Raw genomic sequence first — 14,830 nt, forward strand, 5'->3', positions numbered from 1 at the left:
TCTCCTTCCATATCGCCCGATTGCAATGATAGGACCCCTGCAAGACCTCGCTTAACTCGCTGTGTCATCGTCAAATTCCTTCAGGAGAATGTGCGCCAGTGATTGCCGGCGAAAAATGCCAGCGAGTGCGAACACGACTGCCAGCACCCACAGGAGAATTGCATCGAACTGATGCTGCCGGGCTGCATCGGCCGTGATGTAGCGCGACGACAGATTGGCCAGCTGATGCATGAAGCCTTCGAGCGAGAAATTCGCGACGGCACACAGCGCCATCGTGACTGCACCGACCGCCACCAAAGCGTTGACCGACACCCAACCGAGCAGCCTCAAGCCAGTGGCGAGAAACGATTGCGCGAACGCTTTAATGCTGGCCTGCGCGTTCGGGCGAGGAGCAGTTCTTGCGAACGCCATCACTCCGCTGCCTCCCGCAGGCCATCCTCGACGACATACCGGTTCGGAAATGCGACCATCTCGATCGCCTGCGCCATCGGATATCCGGCAGTGACATGGTCCTCGATCTTCGCGAAGACATCGGGACTTGAGGAGTAGAGCGAGGCGGAAAAGGCGTCGAGCACGAGGCGGCAAACCGTCTCGGTTTCCGGCCCGCGAACCAAAACGTCCGAATATTCGACGCCGTTGCGCTTCAGGGAACGCAAAAGCGCCTCTGTGTAATTCGACATCTCAAATCGATCGGACTTGCGGAAATCGGCGATGGTCTCCGATTTCTGCTGCAGGATCACGAACCAGTCGGAGTTCTCGAGGGCAGCGCGCGATCCGTCGGACTTGTAATAGTCATTGATAGACTGTGTCGCGGTGATCAATGACGCACCGTATTTGCGGCATGTGCGCGCATAGGTTTCAACGAAATCCGCCATGGCGCCGCCCTTCAGCATCTGCCAGGCTTCATCGATCATCAGCGCCTTGGGAATCGAGCGGCTCATGCGACGCATCGTCTGTGATGCAACGAACATGATCGACGTCAGTACTACGCCCCTTAATTCCTCGCGCGAGGCGAGATCGGAAAGCTCGAACACCGTCAGGTCAGCGGTCAGATCGAGATTGTTGTCGCCGACGAAGAAGCGGCCATATGTCCCTTGCTGCGAAAAGGGCAGCAGCGACGTCGCCAAGTCCCGCGCGTAGTGGTGCGCCTCTCCTTCGAGCGCGGTGATGATATGATCAACCGTGCCGTCCCGGTTGTGCTCGGTCCAGACCGTGTTGACGGCTCTGTCGATCAAGCCCCGCTCGGTATCATTCAGCCTGTTCTCGTTCCGCGCCATCTGGGCAATGATCGCCTTGAGCATCGCCATGCAGTCCACGAGGTAATCCTCATCCTGCTCAGCAACTTCTTGGTCGATCATCCGGAACGGATTGATGGAGATCCCCGACGAAAGCTTGAATTCGCTGAATGTGCCGCCCAACGCCTTTGCCATGTGCTCGAACGACCGTCCGTCGTCGATCACGATGACCTTTGCTCGCACACCGGCAAGACTTGCAGTCAGATCCTGCAGAAGCACGGACTTTCCCGAGCCGGACTTTCCCGCGATGGCCACGTTGTGGTTGCCCGCCTTGTTCTGGAATGGAGACCAGAACTGAGGCTGCCCCCGTCTACCGATGAAAAGCACATGCGGAATTTCGCCGCCGACATATTCACCCTGAAGCGGCGCAATCGCCGCCACGTTGGACGACAAGAGTGTGCGAAACCGCTTCATACGCTCCAAATCGGATTGCAAACCGTCAGCAATCATCAGCGGGAAGTGCGACATGAACGCGGGGAGCTGAATATGGGTCTCGTCGATGAGATCCCACCCGGCCGCCTTGTACATGCCCTTCACAAGCCGCTCGGCGGTTTCGGCCGTCCCACGCGGCGCAATGATACTGAGCGTATAGTATGTACGGATCAACTTCTCGCCCGATTTCACCCGGTCCTGGACCATGCGCCACTCGGCCGCCTGATCCTTGATCTTCGGAACCAGCTTGACGCCTTGCCCTTCCGACAGCGATTGCGTGCGCGCGAACTTGAACCCTGCCTTGGCCTCGGATGCCTCGACGCCCGGAATCACGCCGCAGACCGATTGAAGCGTAGGACATGGCAGGCAGAGCTTTGGGTTGAAGATATCGCCGATGGTCTTCTGGGTGTCCCATGGTGCCCAGCGATCGGGAAAATTGCGGATCGACATCGTTCGAACGTCAAACCGCTCCGGAACGAAATCGTCATACTCCGGCACGCCGTCAACGACATTCCCGGTAGGCCGCAAAGATTGCGCGTGGAGAAGCAACCGATCTTTCTCGACATGCGTCACAAGGTCGCGCCGGATGCACTGCTCGTTGATCGGATCGAAACGATTGTAGCCAGGCGCATCATCTCCCGCCCCTGTCGACGCGCACAGAATCTCGTCAAAAAAGCGGATAAGGTGCACAGGGCCCAGATGTCGCACCGGCACATTGATGGAATCGAGAGCCGAAACGACGCCTTCGCGCATCGTCAGCAGGTCCTCAACTTTCAGTCCGGAACCATCCGGCGCACCGACTGACAGCAACACGCGAAAGTTTCGCAAATTGAATGGCCCGTCACTCGCGAGACTCTTCCATGCCCCCGACCGCAGCTTATCCGCTCGATGACGTGCGAGCGTGCCGAATACTCCGCCCGCCTCGATCCGAGGCAACACCCATTCAGTAAGCTTCTCGGAAATGCGCGGACTGGCATAATTGACAATGCTAAACGCACACCCTGGCATGAGAACGTCGGAAAATATCGTACCGACCATCTCGGCTGTCCGCTCATCGCCGCCGATCAACGGCGCCAGTTCAAGCACGAAGCCTTTGGACCGAACCTGGTAGAAGAGCTGCCTTTCGTCGTCGTAAGAACGATATCCCAGGAAATTCGACAACATCGGGATCGATGCCGGCCGCATCGTCTGTTCCGGCTTTCGCCGATCGCCCAACATCAGTTCGGTCAAGTTTTCGATGATGCCCATCGAATTCACTCCTGCGCAGGGAACGATGCGGCCTGCCGGCGCGCGCGCTTGGCAAGCTTGGCATCGACCTCGGCCTTGATTTGATCGATGGCCTCCGGTCGCGCCTTTGGTGCAGCGTCACCGGCGGTGACGAGCGCGCTTTCCGGCTCGGTTGCCGGGCGAACCAAAGACAGCAGCGGCGGCGCGCTCTCAGCCGCCGCCAACAGGCCTCGCGAGTCCCCTCCCTCGCGGCCACGATTAGCCAGCTCGACGCTGCTAGCCGTCCGGCCCGGCAAACCGACCTCCGTTTTCACGACCGCGCGATCATGCGTGACGCCGGCCCCATCAGTGTAGGCCGGAAACACCACCGAAAGTTGATATCGCTGGTTGTCCTGCATCGGCGCGGATGACGCCGCCGCCTTCGCATCAGCCATGTGCGAACGATCCAAATTACCGTCATCGACTTTGTACGGCCCTGCCGGTGAGACGAAGCCGTCCGCACTTCCCGTGGCGATTTCAGCGAGCGCCTGATCGTCGATCGTCATCGACGGTGCGCACTGGCCGTCTGGCGCCGCGCATCGAAACGAGCCCTTGACGTTCGTCCCAAGCGACGTGCAGCCGGCGAGCGCGACAAGCGCAAGAACGGCCATACCGCCTTTGGCAGCGTAAGCTATCGCGGCCATCAGCTCGCTCCCTTCAACCATGTCTCGAGAAATTCGCGCGGCCTGAAGCCATGGACCACTGCTCCGTCGCTGCGGACGATGACCGGCGTCCCGGAGAATCCGTTCTTGCGAGCAAAAGCCTCATTTGCATCAAGGCCGCTTGTGTCGCACTTCCTCGCCTCCAGAGGCTCCTGCTCGTAAGCCTTCTGCAGAGCCTTCGCCCGATCGGTTGAACAGATCACCGCGTCTGAAATCGACCGTGTGCCCAGTACAGAAATTGGGCGTTCGACCACTTTGACGTTCATCGCCGCAAGCGTCTGGTGCAGACGGTTACAATACCCGCAGCGAAAATCGCTGAAGACCGTCACAGTGCGGCTGCCCGAACCCCATGTAATGGCGCCCGACGCCGGCAAGCCTGCAAGCGACACCTTCTCTGCGGGCGCAGCCACCTCCTTGGCTCCAGGTTGCGAAGAACTACCCGCGTCGGCATCCGGATCGCTCGCTCTCGCTGCCCCCCCAACGATCGTTTCCGGGCTGATTTCCAGTAGCCGCGCGGCGGTCAGATCCTGCCGGGTCTCCATGTCGTAGACTCGGCCGATGATAAGGAAGCGGCCGCCCCGGTCCGTATAAAATAGGTTCGACCCCGCCTGAATCTCGCACAATCCAGGAATCTTGCCGCAATCAACCGCCGCGATCTTCGTCTTGGGCAAACGCTCTGCAAGCGTCTTCAAAAGCGACGCATCGTCCCCGCTCATCGCGTAAACGGCGGAGCCTCCCGCCACTACGAGCAAAGCCACGCCCAAAAATTTCGCCAGCTTGTACATGATCCACCTCAGTTTCGAATGAAGGTGCCGTCAAGGAACACCACCTCGACATCGGCGCCGGTGGGCATCTCGATGACCGGCTGATACTGCTCGGCCCGCTCGATCAGATAATCGGATACGGTATCGCCGGCCTTCGACACCCCTTCACCAAGACCGCCCTTGACGATGTCGCCTGTTGAAAGCTGCTGGCGCTGGCCGTTGACACTGACGTTCGCGCCGCTGAAGATTGAGTTCGCGTTTGCGGAGAAGCCGCGGCCGAAGCCACCCGCGAGCCCGGCCAGGAACGCCTGACCAATGAGCCCCCCTTCACGACTGACAACGCGCCCTCGCAGCCCGACTTTCCCTCCAAAGGAGATAAAGCCCTTCACTTCCGAAACCGCGAAGCGCCCACCGGGCTGCGGGCAGGTCATGCGCTGCAGCTTCACATAGACCTTCTCCGAGGAAAGATCTCCGTAGGCAGCCCCATTGACCATGCAGCCTTGGACTTGCGTCCTGTAGAGTTTCCCGTCCGAGAAGACCGACCGCGCAGGCCCGGTGATCCGCAGCAGAACGGGCAGAGGATCGCTTTGGCTGTGAACGTTTGTTGCCGCGTCAACGCCGACGACGACTTTGGCCGTCGCTATCGAATTAGGCGGCAGGAAATTTGGGCTGTCTGTATATGTTGCCGCCTGTTTTCCGCCCGCTTCGATCCTCTTTGCGTCACCCGAAGGACCCGGACTGCCACCATCAAACGAAACCAGCTTCACCTCATTGCTGCGACCTGTACCCGCTTGAACGCCGGATACGCCCAGCGCACGCGCCGATGCGAGAGCACCAGGCGCCGATGCTGAAGGGGCCGACTTCTGCAGGCTGTCCAGTTGCCCCTTCAGCTGATCGTTCTCGCGCTGATAGGCCTCCAAGACCCGCGTCGCGTCCGCCTTCATTTGCTCGTTTTCCTGACGAAGGCTCTGCACTTCATCCTGGACCTGATCGACCCGCGTCGCGGTCTTATCGACGCCCCTCAGCTGATTCTCCTGCGAATTGAGCTGCTGGTCGTACATCGTCATCCAATCACGATCGGCCATCTGCCGGTTCATGATCGCGTCGGTCGACACCTGCGTCTTGGCGTCGCCTATCACATTCTTGGTCGACTTCGAGCCGCTCCCGCCCAGAATATAGTACATCGCCAAAAGGCCCACGACGGCAACGCCCCCGTAGAGGATGAGTTTTTGACGCCGCTCCGCCGATGCATTCTCGGAGATCAGCCCGGTATCTTCGACGGCGTCATACTCGCCGCCCCGTTGCCCCTCGACGTCCTTGGCCTTGCGCTTGAAAATGTCCATCATAGCTCTCCTGCAGGAACCACCACGTAGGCTCCTGTCGCTTGGCCGGGGGCCAACGATGGGTTGGAAATGCTCACCGCGACAGCGCCGCGTGAGGCGATCAGGTCTTCGCCCAAAAGCACGGGCTCGCTTCCCGTGTTCTCGATGCGCAGCACCTTGCCCGCCAGCAACAAGCCGTCGTATTCGCTGACGAGCTGCACTTTCAGATTACCGACATTGACAGGCGCATGCGGCCGATCGTGGATCTCGAAACCTTCGGCCGGCTTCTGCTCGAACATCGCGCGCACCAAGCCAACCGCCTGCTGGTCGAGTGGCAAGCCCGATTTCAGAGCCATCGCCTCCCGTTTGGGCTTGTTGATCTCCGCATTGGCGACGAACACCTGTTTGGCTTCGGCGCCGGATACGCTGCAAACAAACTTGTAAACGAAGCCCTTCTTCGTCGTCCCGAAGAACGACAACGACGTGCGAACGTAGCCTTCGGGAACCGACAAGTAGATGTCACCTCGGGTCGCTTCGTGAACGACTGAAAAGTCCTCATTGGGATTGCCGCTCGATACTTTCGAGACCGACGCGAATTCATCGTCCTTGAGCGAGATTCTCGTGAGGTCCTGCTTAGAGGCATCGCATTGCACGGTTCCATTGTCGGCGACGGAAACTGTCTGATCGGCGAGAGCCGGTGCCGAAGACAGCAAACCTAGCGCCAAGATCACTGCTCCTAAGGAGCGCTTTGCCAGGCAATCGAGTGACGAGAGCAGCGCCGCTCCCGCGACCAATTCGCATTGGCCCAAGACGTTCGTCATTCGGTTTCATCCTTCTTGAGAACAACGCCAAAACCGAGAAGCTTGAGGCTCAGACCCTCGTATTTCCATGTGAAGCGGAAGACGCGATTCTCGCTGCGAACATCGCGCGCAGCGACAACCGTATGCAGAACGCCGCCGACCTCGCTGGTCAGCGCTTCGGGATCGACCCGTATCCAGTCGATCGTCACGAACTGGGTGACTTGGGAGCCCTGCTGCTCCTCGACGATCTTCGCGAGTTCCGCCTTCAACGGCCCGCGAGCCTCTGGAGCGGTAATCTTGAGGATGGAATCCATCCAGTACTGCAACGTCTCCGGCGATCGATTTAGAGTGAGGAGTGCCGCGTCGCGCGTCACCGCTTCCAGGTAGTCCGCCGAAACGCCCGCGGACGAAATCGCCATTTCCTTGGGCACGACAGGCTGAAGAATGACCTCGCGATCACGTCGGCTCGCGAACGTCAGAAGCGCGAAACAAGAAAGCAAGAGTACGAGGCAAGCGATCGCCAGCAGATTTCGCTGCTTGAGTGCCCGCTGCGATTGCTCGTGTGCGAAAGCAAGATCCATATCAGCCCGCCATGACCCGAAGATGAGAGGGCGGGGCGACCTTCAGACCAAAGAAGCCGCCCGGCAGATGCCAGTAAGCGACATGCAGCACCCAGTGCATCGAGCGACCGGCTCGAAGTTTGCGATACCCCAGCCAGGCAGCCACTGACAGGGCGAGCCCGATGACGATGTGCTGGCTAAGAATCCCCCAGGTGAAAGGGATAACCATCACAAGGAATTCATCGAGCGTCCAAAAGCCAATAAGCTCCGGGTCGTCGAGATGCTTGGGAATGCTATACTGATCCATAAGACCGCCCCGAGGAGATTTCATGGGCCGCCGGAGACGTGCGGCCCATGAAATTGGTTCAGATGGTGGCGGTCACAGTCGACGTGACGATCGGCACGCCGGTGCCGGCGCCGACGCCGACCCCGACCGGAATCGCGACCTGACCGAGCGAGAAGCGACCCGAAGCCAGACCGACAACGCCGCCGGCGAGAGACAGCACCGTGATGATCTTGCCGCCCGAACCTTCGAGGAAGTCCGTGAACTTCGTCAGCGCCGTATCGAAGGTGCCGTCCGTGCCGGCGAACGCCATTTCCACACCGACCACCGACGCAAGCGCCACCAAGCCGGCCGCGACGGCAATATTCTTGCCAACATTGGCAGCTTCCACTTTGAGAGCATTCATGAAGAGTACCTTTCCGTGTAATCCTGCGCATCTGCGCGAACACACCACGGAACAGACCCGGCGCTCGATCAATAACGCCCCGTCCTTTTTGTAACCACTTCTTAAATGAAGGCGGTCTATTTGATGAAATCGGGCATGATTCGGCACCCTGCACGGTTGCTTGCGGCACCACCTGGAGTCACGCAGTCTCCACTCCGGGTTCTATTTGCCCCCACAAGGAACAATATGCGCCCTCGCCTGGCGCTTTTGTGCGCCTCACGAGGCGAACATAGGTCGACCTACGGATACTCCGACCCATCGTTCCATGCCGAACCACATCGTTCAGCGCTCGAAGCAAGGCGCTTATCTACCGCCAGTTCCAGTGCTACCAGCGGCTCGGGATAAGCAGGGGCCTCCAGATCCGTGAACAGCGATTCAAGAGTTACCGTCTATAAGATGCGGGTAAACGAAAGTGCATTTGCGATGACACTGAACGCGATTCGGCAATTAAGCCGCCGTCATCTAAGATATGAAACCCTGTCCGGCGTTATAAACTACACGATATCGACTGATATCGCCCCCCCTTTCGAAGCCATTGAAGAATTACGTCTTGGAGCACCCTTTGATGGTGATATCCAGATTTTCCTCAGGCTGCATGCCAACAAGAGAGATCAATTCGAACACTTTCGTAAGCGGCTTCAAGAACTTGTGGATTTTCCTGTTTCCGCCCGAGAAACGGTAATCTTTTGCTGCTTGCTCGTGACACTCTCTGATTGAGGGCTTGCCAAAATCCTCTGTTTCCTCCCATAACAGCAATGCAAGTGCATTGGCCGTATAGGAGTCAGTCCCATACGGCTCAATGAAACCACACTTTGGGGTATTCATATGGGCCAGTTGATTCGGATGGACGCCGACGAGCAGAGCGCCGAAACCAACCCACGATCCAGCGCAGGCTTTGGGTATGCAGTGATCATCAGAGAAGCGATGGCCAGCCAGAATGTCAGCCTGCGCGAATTGCAACGACGAGGCGTCGTGAACGACCGGCTACGACGACAACTCTTCGAGAAAATCGAGGCAGGCCTAATAAGCGTTACCGAACTGCAGCAGGTCTACGATTGCCTCGGCATTGATCCCCTAAGAGCGATGGTCGCCGTCCAAGTCCTCAATAATCCGCAGGCCTATTTCGATCCATGCTGCGAAACGATCGCTGCCTACACCGAAGAACTGGGAATCGCTCTAAACGAGCAGCTCTCTGCGGTCCGGGGTGATTTCAAACCGATACGCAGAAACCTCTGCCGATCCCACGCGCAGAAGATCACAGAACAAATCTGCGCTCACCACGCGCGGGTCGTAGAGCGAGAGGAAACTCCGATCGCCTGACACTGTGCATCGGCCCTGCCATTGTTCAGCCTCCCCGTCCCTAGGAACAGCCGCGTAACGTTCCTCTCCGAGAGGAGTACCCACATGGCGATCGACCGAAAGGCAACGCACAGACAGCGCATGCGGGACCGCGGCCTGAGGCCACTGGAAGTCTGGCTGCCCGCGAGCCTCATCAACAGCATCGACGAATTGAAAAGGGACGGCGTAAGCCGTGACGCTGTCATTACCAACGTCATCAATTCCTACCTTAATCGAGAAAGGCACCAGAACGACGATGTAGCAATTCAACGCAACCCAGAATGAAAAAGGGCTCGGTTGGCGCCGAGCCCTTTTCATAACCCACTGGTGGGAAAAGCAGTCACTTTCTCCTTACCAGTCCAACCCTTTTGGCGCAACCGATTTTGCGCAGCGTTTTGCTGCGCTCCAACGGTACGCCAAGCCCGGCCGGGCGTATGCCCGACCTTCACTGGTCCACGAAGGAGGAGATAGCACAGACAAAAAAGACCCAGGCATGGCCCGGGCCCTTGGAAGGATGAGGCCTCCGCCTGAAAAGGCGGGCAGCGCCAAAAGTTCACGTCCGAAAATACGCCTCACCTTCGCATTCTACAAGATCTAACCCGCGCCTGCCGCGGAGTATGATCGCGTCTGTGCCGTCTCTCGCAACACGCGGGAGCGAACGAATGAGTATTGCCATATGTCCGGCCGGAATCGTGACGACCCACCAAACAAGTGCGTATCGCGGTCATTCCAGTGCGATCGGGGACTTAGTTAAACTCGCTGATCGGCTGCCTACCGAGATCCCGGAGTTGCTCACGCCGGCGGACAGATCTCGATGGGCGGCACTCGTGTATTCAAGTTTGAGGAACGCGGCTAACAACCTCGAAACCCCTAACAAACCACTTCGAGCACGACTGCTCTGTGCGCTGAATTACCTTGCGAAACGAGGTAGCGTGACCCATCCCATCACGCGAAACACCTGGGGTAAACTCTATGAGCTTTGCCTCATGTGCGCCCATGAACAGGACTGGTCAGCTCCAGCAGGTCCGGTAATGGGCGCAAGCAACAAAACACTCGAAGACCGCTGGAACATCCAGAACGCAAGGCGTGTGCTGCGCGAATTGGCGCGCTGGGGCATGATCATCCCCTTCTGCGCCAAGGGCAATGGGCATCGATCCTATCGTCGAACGGCAAGCGGGCCGATTGGATCTGGATGGTCATTGGCCCCCCTGCGCATCCTCGTGAAATCGATAGAGGACCTCGTTCAGACCGAGGAACATCTGAGGATGAAGAGAATCGAATTGCCTAGGCGAACCACAGACGCACTGCGGTCAGCCTCAACTCTCCTTCGCAGCGTAACCGACTGCTCGTGGGCGAACGAGGCAGAGCAAAAACTCGGAATGTTAAGGGCGCAAAGAGACCAGCTACGAAACGCTGACATAGCCGAGCTTCAGGCCATTTGCTCCGATGCTGAAGACTTCCTGCTCGAAGTAGAACAGCTACTGCAATCTGCGATCCGTTGCCCCGATTTTGCGGACGAGTCGTCCACTAGACCGGACGATACCGTCCACTACCAATACAACGATTCAACAAACCAAGGTGAAAGTAGCAGCTCGGCAGAAGAGGAGTACGCGCACGACGGCCGCTCCCTTCCCGCTTCAAGGTCTTTAGGGGATACCTCTAAACCGGGTTTCGAAGATCCCTACGGCATCATTCGAAGCGGATTTTCGTGGCGTGAGACTTCTTGGCTTTTTCCCTTCACGCACGATCTGATCAATCTGCGTCATGGTCCTACCCGGTCGACACCACACGAACTGGCGCGGCTCATAGGCGTGTCCAACAACATCGCCGATGCCTCCGTCGCCGCGCTAGGCATCGCCGCAACGACACTGTGCTTGCTCATCACAGGCCAGCTCGTGGCGGAGAGTAAGATTCACAAATCAGCCGATGCCTATATGCGCGGAATAGTCCGTAAAGCCGCCGACGGCGATTTAAACATCGGGCATACTGTATTTGCGCGCAGGAGAACTGCGGAACACAAGCCCTTGGTTGCTTGTTAATGATATTTGCGTGAGTTGGGACTACACTTCAAGCATGAACCAAGCAGCGCTCATAGCCTGGACGTCCCTTTACATCGCGGTTGGCTGCATGGCGCTTATTTGCGGTGCTCTTGCCGCGGTAGCCACGTTTCTCGACCTGTTTCAAGGAAAATGGCGCCCCTCTTTTGCCACCCGCCTCGACATTGCCCTCGCCTTGCCCAAGATATGGCTGCGATGGCAACGAAACTATCTGCTTGGTACACCCGTAATCGCCTTCATTGCGCTGTATTTTGCCTATCATGTCGGCTTCGACGTCTTTTGGAACATCGAACCTACGGGATAAACGAAGCAAGCATCACCGATCGAGTTGGCACGCGCGTTCCGACCGGTTCATCACCACGACCCTGCTGGTGCTGCTCGATAGACGCCAAAATCTTACGAACATAGGCCCTCGTCTCGCGAAATGGCGGGACACCGCCATATTTCTGCACGTTGGCAGGGCCGGCATTATAGGCGCTCAGCGCCAGTGCCCAATTTCCAAACGCATCGAGCTGCTGCCGCAGATATCTCGCCCCACCTTCGAGATTGTCCGAGACATTCCACCGATCGGCAACGCCGAGAAGCCGCGCGGTGCCTGGCATAAGCTGAGTTAAGCCGGTTGCACCCTTCGGACTTAACGCCGCCGGATTATAGCGACTTTCCTGGACGATGAGCGCATCAAACAAATCTACGGGTACGCCGGCGCTGCAGGCGGCCGTGACCATCCGTTCGAAAAATCTGGCTCGCCGTACCTGCTGCTCTGCCGTCAACCCCGGGTAGGCCCGATATTGGCGTTGACCACATTGGGTTTCGGAGAGCCGCGCTGGAAAATCCCCAGTTACCCCGGCTCCGCCGCCACGCATCCATGACGGTATATACACCAAGTCTCCCGCAGATGATCGACTCGGCAATTCATCATCACCAAATCCGAGAAACTCCGACTGAAGGTTCAGTCCCGCAGATGCGGACGGATCATTTTCACGTCGAACCTCCGCCGCCGGCGTGTTGCCCGGCTGCAGCAATTGAAAGCCAACCGGTTGCCCTGAGAATGTCTGAACATCGGCTTCGCGAGCCTGGGCAGACCCTAGCCACCCCAAAGCACACGCCAGGGCCGTCATAATCGTCAACGTCTTCACATCAGACCTCGTTTCCAAAGCCTGGCTGTGGGTATCGCCGCGATGGCCTACACCCCCTCCGAACTGACATCAATCCGGTTTGTTCGCTGCGAGCCTTTGAGAACACGAGCGGTTGATGTCGCGGCTTTGCAAAATCGGGCTATTTTGAACAGCAGTTTGACATTTGACGCTGAATACTGGCATGAATATCAAAGTTGTTCGAAATTCTCGAATCAGGCCGGAGTGGTTCATCCATGCCATCGTATACCGTCAAAACACTTCGCGCTCTGACTCGCTCGTGCGAGGACATGCGCGACCGAGTCAAACAGATCGCATTCGAACCCGAAAATACCAAAGTGCTCAACCTTACGTTCGGTCCTGGCATTGCCGCCGAACTGGTCGGGCGTTCTGTTGAAGCTATCCGGCAAGCCGAAAAAGACGGTCGCCTGCCGCAGCCCAAGCAGCTGGGGAACGCTCGTCGATATTATACAATCGATGACCTCACACATATCCGAAAGGTGTTCGGCATCGAAGTCGGTAAAGCGTCCGATGAAGATGCTGTCGTCGTTGCAGTTCAGAATTTCAAAGGCGGCGTTGGCAAGAGCACCATCACCAAGCACTTTGCAGACTATCTAGCACTGCATGGCTATCGTGTTCTTGTGGTAGACTGCGATCCTCAAGCATCCACGACCACAATGTTCGACATCCAACCCGAATCGCTCCTCGACGACGAATGTACTCTAGGCGAATTTTTATCGCCTCGTAGTACCTTCGATGAATTCCCGAAGGCAATTCACGACACCGCTTGGCCGACGACCAAAATTGTCCCTTCCAGTCTTGGCCTGCAGGACGCTGAATGGGATCTCACTTCGACACTTACCGAAGGAAGCCAAGCTGTTCGAGAGAGCCTTCAACGGCTCAGGATCGGCCTGCAGACGGTCATCAAAGATTTCGACGTCATCCTACTCGATCCTCCGCCAGCCATGGGCTTTTTGGGCCTCAACGTAATGGCAGCTGCCTCGGGCATCCTTATTCCAGTGCCTGCCCGCCAACTCGATTACCTCTCGACCATACACTTCATGGAAACGATCGCTGAAAATCTCGAGATCCTGGATTCCCACGGAACGCCAGTCGACTACGGTTTCATTCGAATTGTGTGCTCCGCCTTCAACCCTGGCAAGCCGGGCGAACACGAAATGCTGCAGATGATGCAAGCGACCTACGCCAATTTTCTCCTGAGCCAGCCCATTCTGTCATCAGAAGAAATAAAGAACGCTACGCAAGCATTCCGCTCGATCTACGAAAGCAAGCCATCGGCTGCCACTGCGACATATCAGCGTTGCCGCGACAACCTTGATTCGGTCTTTGGCGAGGTTCTGCAACAAATTCGCCAACAATGGCCCTCTAAGAATCTTGCGATGCAACGAACGACGGACGATTCCGGGAGTATTGCAGCATGAGCCGTCCCCGCCGTCGATCAATTATCGGTGAGGCTTTGGCCTCCACTCCGGAAGCGGCCACCGATCAAAGCGAACCAGCGGCCCCCACAGCGCCGGAGCAACGAACCACGTTTACCGCGAAGCGTCTTGACGCATTCAGCGAAGCATCGCGCATGGTCAAGCGGCCCACCATCAAGCTCAAGCCCGCGGAATGCTCGATCTGGCCGGGCAACGCCCGCGACTATCAAGAACTGTCCGAAGACCGCCTACGAACCCTGATCGAATCCATTCAAGCCGAGAACGGAAACAAGATCCCCGTAGTCGTTCGACGTACCCCAAAAGCCCCCCTGCCCTATGAATTGATCATCGGCACCCGGCGACATTGGGCAGTTTCCTGGCTCAACGCCAACCACTACCCCGATATCGATCTTGTCGGCATCATCGATGATCTCGACGATGAAGCTGCATTTCGTCTCGCTGACATTGAGAACCGCGAACGCGAAGATATCTCCGACCTCGAGCGCGGACGAAATTACAAATTCGCTGTCGATACGTACTATGGCGGCGTCCAGACCCGCATGGCCGAGCGTATCAAAGTCTCAAAATCGATGCTGGCCCGCTACATCAGCCTGACCGAAATCCCCAGCATCATCGTATCCGCCTTCAATTCGCCGATGGACCTGCAAGTCCGTCATGCTGACAAGATCCTTCCTGCTCTTCGCGATCCAACCAAACGCCACAAGATGGAAGAAGCAGCTAAGGCCATTGCCGCAGAGCAAAGTTTCCGTCAGTCCGGTGACGAAGAGCCCATTGCAGGCAGCGCCGTCGTCGATCGACTTATTAAAGCTACGGCCAACCGCCCAAGAGGCAACACAAAAACCGTCATCCAGTCGGGCGACGTCGCAATCGGCCAGGTCGACCGTGATCGCTCAACCGGCCTTACGATTACGCTCAAGCCAAGCACCCTGTCCGCGGATGAAATTCTCGACGCAATCAAGCCGCTGATCGAACAGTCGAAAATTTTCCAATTACCGCCGCCCTCGTAGCGCCTC

General features: G+C 57.6%; 17 protein-coding genes. 7 read left to right on the forward strand and 10 right to left on the reverse strand.

Features of this window, described 5'->3' with window-relative positions; translation table 11 throughout:
- Positions 1-51: 51 nt before the first annotated feature.
- Genes IEX64_RS16120 through IEX64_RS16160 form a run of 9 tightly spaced genes read right to left on the reverse strand, consistent with a single transcriptional unit; the run spans position 52 to position 7,790 of the window.
- A complete protein-coding gene (locus IEX64_RS16120; RefSeq protein WP_188821196.1) occupies positions 52-414 on the reverse strand; it encodes a hypothetical protein in 363 nt (120 codons plus the stop codon).
- A complete protein-coding gene (traC, locus tag IEX64_RS16125) occupies positions 411-2,975 on the reverse strand; it encodes a type IV secretion system protein TraC (RefSeq protein ID WP_098108400.1) in 2,565 nt (854 codons plus the stop codon). Before traC ends, IEX64_RS16120 begins: the two co-directional genes overlap by 4 nt.
- A 5-nt stretch (positions 2,976-2,980) precedes the next feature.
- On the reverse strand, positions 2,981-3,637 hold the full coding sequence (locus IEX64_RS16130; protein WP_141521629.1) for a hypothetical protein: 657 nt from the start codon (positions 3,635-3,637) through the stop codon (positions 2,981-2,983).
- Positions 3,637-4,440, reverse strand: a complete 804-nt coding sequence (locus tag IEX64_RS16135; protein WP_098108356.1) for a DsbC family protein — start codon at positions 4,438-4,440, stop codon at positions 3,637-3,639. Before IEX64_RS16135 ends, IEX64_RS16130 begins: the two co-directional genes overlap by 1 nt.
- An 8-nt stretch (positions 4,441-4,448) precedes the next feature.
- Complete coding sequence (locus IEX64_RS16140; RefSeq protein ID WP_098108357.1) at positions 4,449-5,762, reverse strand: TrbI/VirB10 family protein; 1,314 nt, start codon at positions 5,760-5,762, stop codon at positions 4,449-4,451.
- Positions 5,762-6,562 carry a type-F conjugative transfer system secretin TraK gene (locus IEX64_RS16145; RefSeq protein ID WP_098108358.1) on the reverse strand — a complete coding sequence of 267 codons (801 nt, stop codon included), beginning with the start codon at positions 6,560-6,562 and terminating at the stop codon, positions 5,762-5,764. The genes IEX64_RS16140 and IEX64_RS16145 overlap by 1 nt, the downstream gene beginning before the upstream one ends.
- Positions 6,559-7,122, reverse strand: coding sequence for a type IV conjugative transfer system protein TraE (locus IEX64_RS16150; protein ID WP_098108359.1), 564 nt, complete (start codon positions 7,120-7,122; stop codon positions 6,559-6,561). Before IEX64_RS16150 ends, IEX64_RS16145 begins: the two co-directional genes overlap by 4 nt.
- A gap of 1 nt (position 7,123) precedes the next feature.
- Positions 7,124-7,408: a type IV conjugative transfer system protein TraL gene (traL, locus tag IEX64_RS16155; RefSeq protein WP_098108360.1), complete on the reverse strand. Its 285-nt coding sequence runs from the start codon at positions 7,406-7,408 to the stop codon at positions 7,124-7,126.
- Positions 7,409-7,466: 58 nt separating this feature from the next.
- On the reverse strand, positions 7,467-7,790 hold the full coding sequence (locus tag IEX64_RS16160; RefSeq protein WP_098108361.1) for a hypothetical protein: 324 nt from the start codon (positions 7,788-7,790) through the stop codon (positions 7,467-7,469).
- 402 nt (positions 7,791-8,192) lie between these two features.
- On the opposite strand from IEX64_RS16160, the gene IEX64_RS16165 reads away from it, so the two are divergent.
- The 5 genes from IEX64_RS16165 to IEX64_RS16185 all read left to right on the forward strand — a co-directional run bounded on the left by IEX64_RS16165 (position 8,193) and on the right by IEX64_RS16185 (position 11,528).
- Complete coding sequence (locus IEX64_RS16165; protein ID WP_141521630.1) at positions 8,193-8,546, forward strand: hypothetical protein; 354 nt, start codon at positions 8,193-8,195, stop codon at positions 8,544-8,546.
- Between the two features lie 108 nt (positions 8,547-8,654).
- Positions 8,655-9,149, forward strand: a complete 495-nt coding sequence (locus tag IEX64_RS16170) for a hypothetical protein (RefSeq protein ID WP_098108363.1) — start codon at positions 8,655-8,657, stop codon at positions 9,147-9,149.
- A gap of 84 nt (positions 9,150-9,233) precedes the next feature.
- On the forward strand, positions 9,234-9,452 hold the full coding sequence (locus IEX64_RS16175) for an antitoxin MazE-like protein (protein ID WP_141521631.1): 219 nt from the start codon (positions 9,234-9,236) through the stop codon (positions 9,450-9,452).
- 647 nt (positions 9,453-10,099) lie between these two features.
- Positions 10,100-11,206 carry a helix-turn-helix domain-containing protein gene (locus IEX64_RS16180; RefSeq protein WP_168176417.1) on the forward strand — a complete coding sequence of 369 codons (1,107 nt, stop codon included), beginning with the start codon at positions 10,100-10,102 and terminating at the stop codon, positions 11,204-11,206.
- Between the two features lie 34 nt (positions 11,207-11,240).
- Positions 11,241-11,528 carry a hypothetical protein gene (locus IEX64_RS16185; protein ID WP_098108366.1) on the forward strand — a complete coding sequence of 96 codons (288 nt, stop codon included), beginning with the start codon at positions 11,241-11,243 and terminating at the stop codon, positions 11,526-11,528.
- On the opposite strand, the gene IEX64_RS24460 is transcribed toward IEX64_RS16185, so the two are convergent.
- Positions 11,518-12,360, reverse strand: coding sequence for a lytic transglycosylase domain-containing protein (locus tag IEX64_RS24460; protein ID WP_229710486.1), 843 nt, complete (start codon positions 12,358-12,360; stop codon positions 11,518-11,520). The genes IEX64_RS16185 and IEX64_RS24460 overlap by 11 nt on opposite strands.
- Positions 12,361-12,593: 233 nt before the next feature.
- Here IEX64_RS24460 and IEX64_RS16195 point away from each other — a divergent pair, with 233 nt between their 5' ends.
- The gene (locus tag IEX64_RS16195) at positions 12,594-13,799 is read left to right on the forward strand and encodes an AAA family ATPase (protein ID WP_188821199.1); all 1,206 of its coding nucleotides are present in this window, start codon (positions 12,594-12,596) and stop codon (positions 13,797-13,799) included.
- Positions 13,796-14,824, forward strand: coding sequence for a ParB/RepB/Spo0J family partition protein (locus IEX64_RS16200; protein ID WP_098108369.1), 1,029 nt, complete (start codon positions 13,796-13,798; stop codon positions 14,822-14,824). Before IEX64_RS16195 ends, IEX64_RS16200 begins: the two co-directional genes overlap by 4 nt.
- Positions 14,825-14,830 lie beyond the last annotated feature (6 nt).

The sequence above is a fragment of the Novosphingobium indicum genome, assembly GCF_014645195.1.
Lineage (GTDB): Bacteria > Pseudomonadota > Alphaproteobacteria > Sphingomonadales > Sphingomonadaceae > Novosphingobium > Novosphingobium indicum.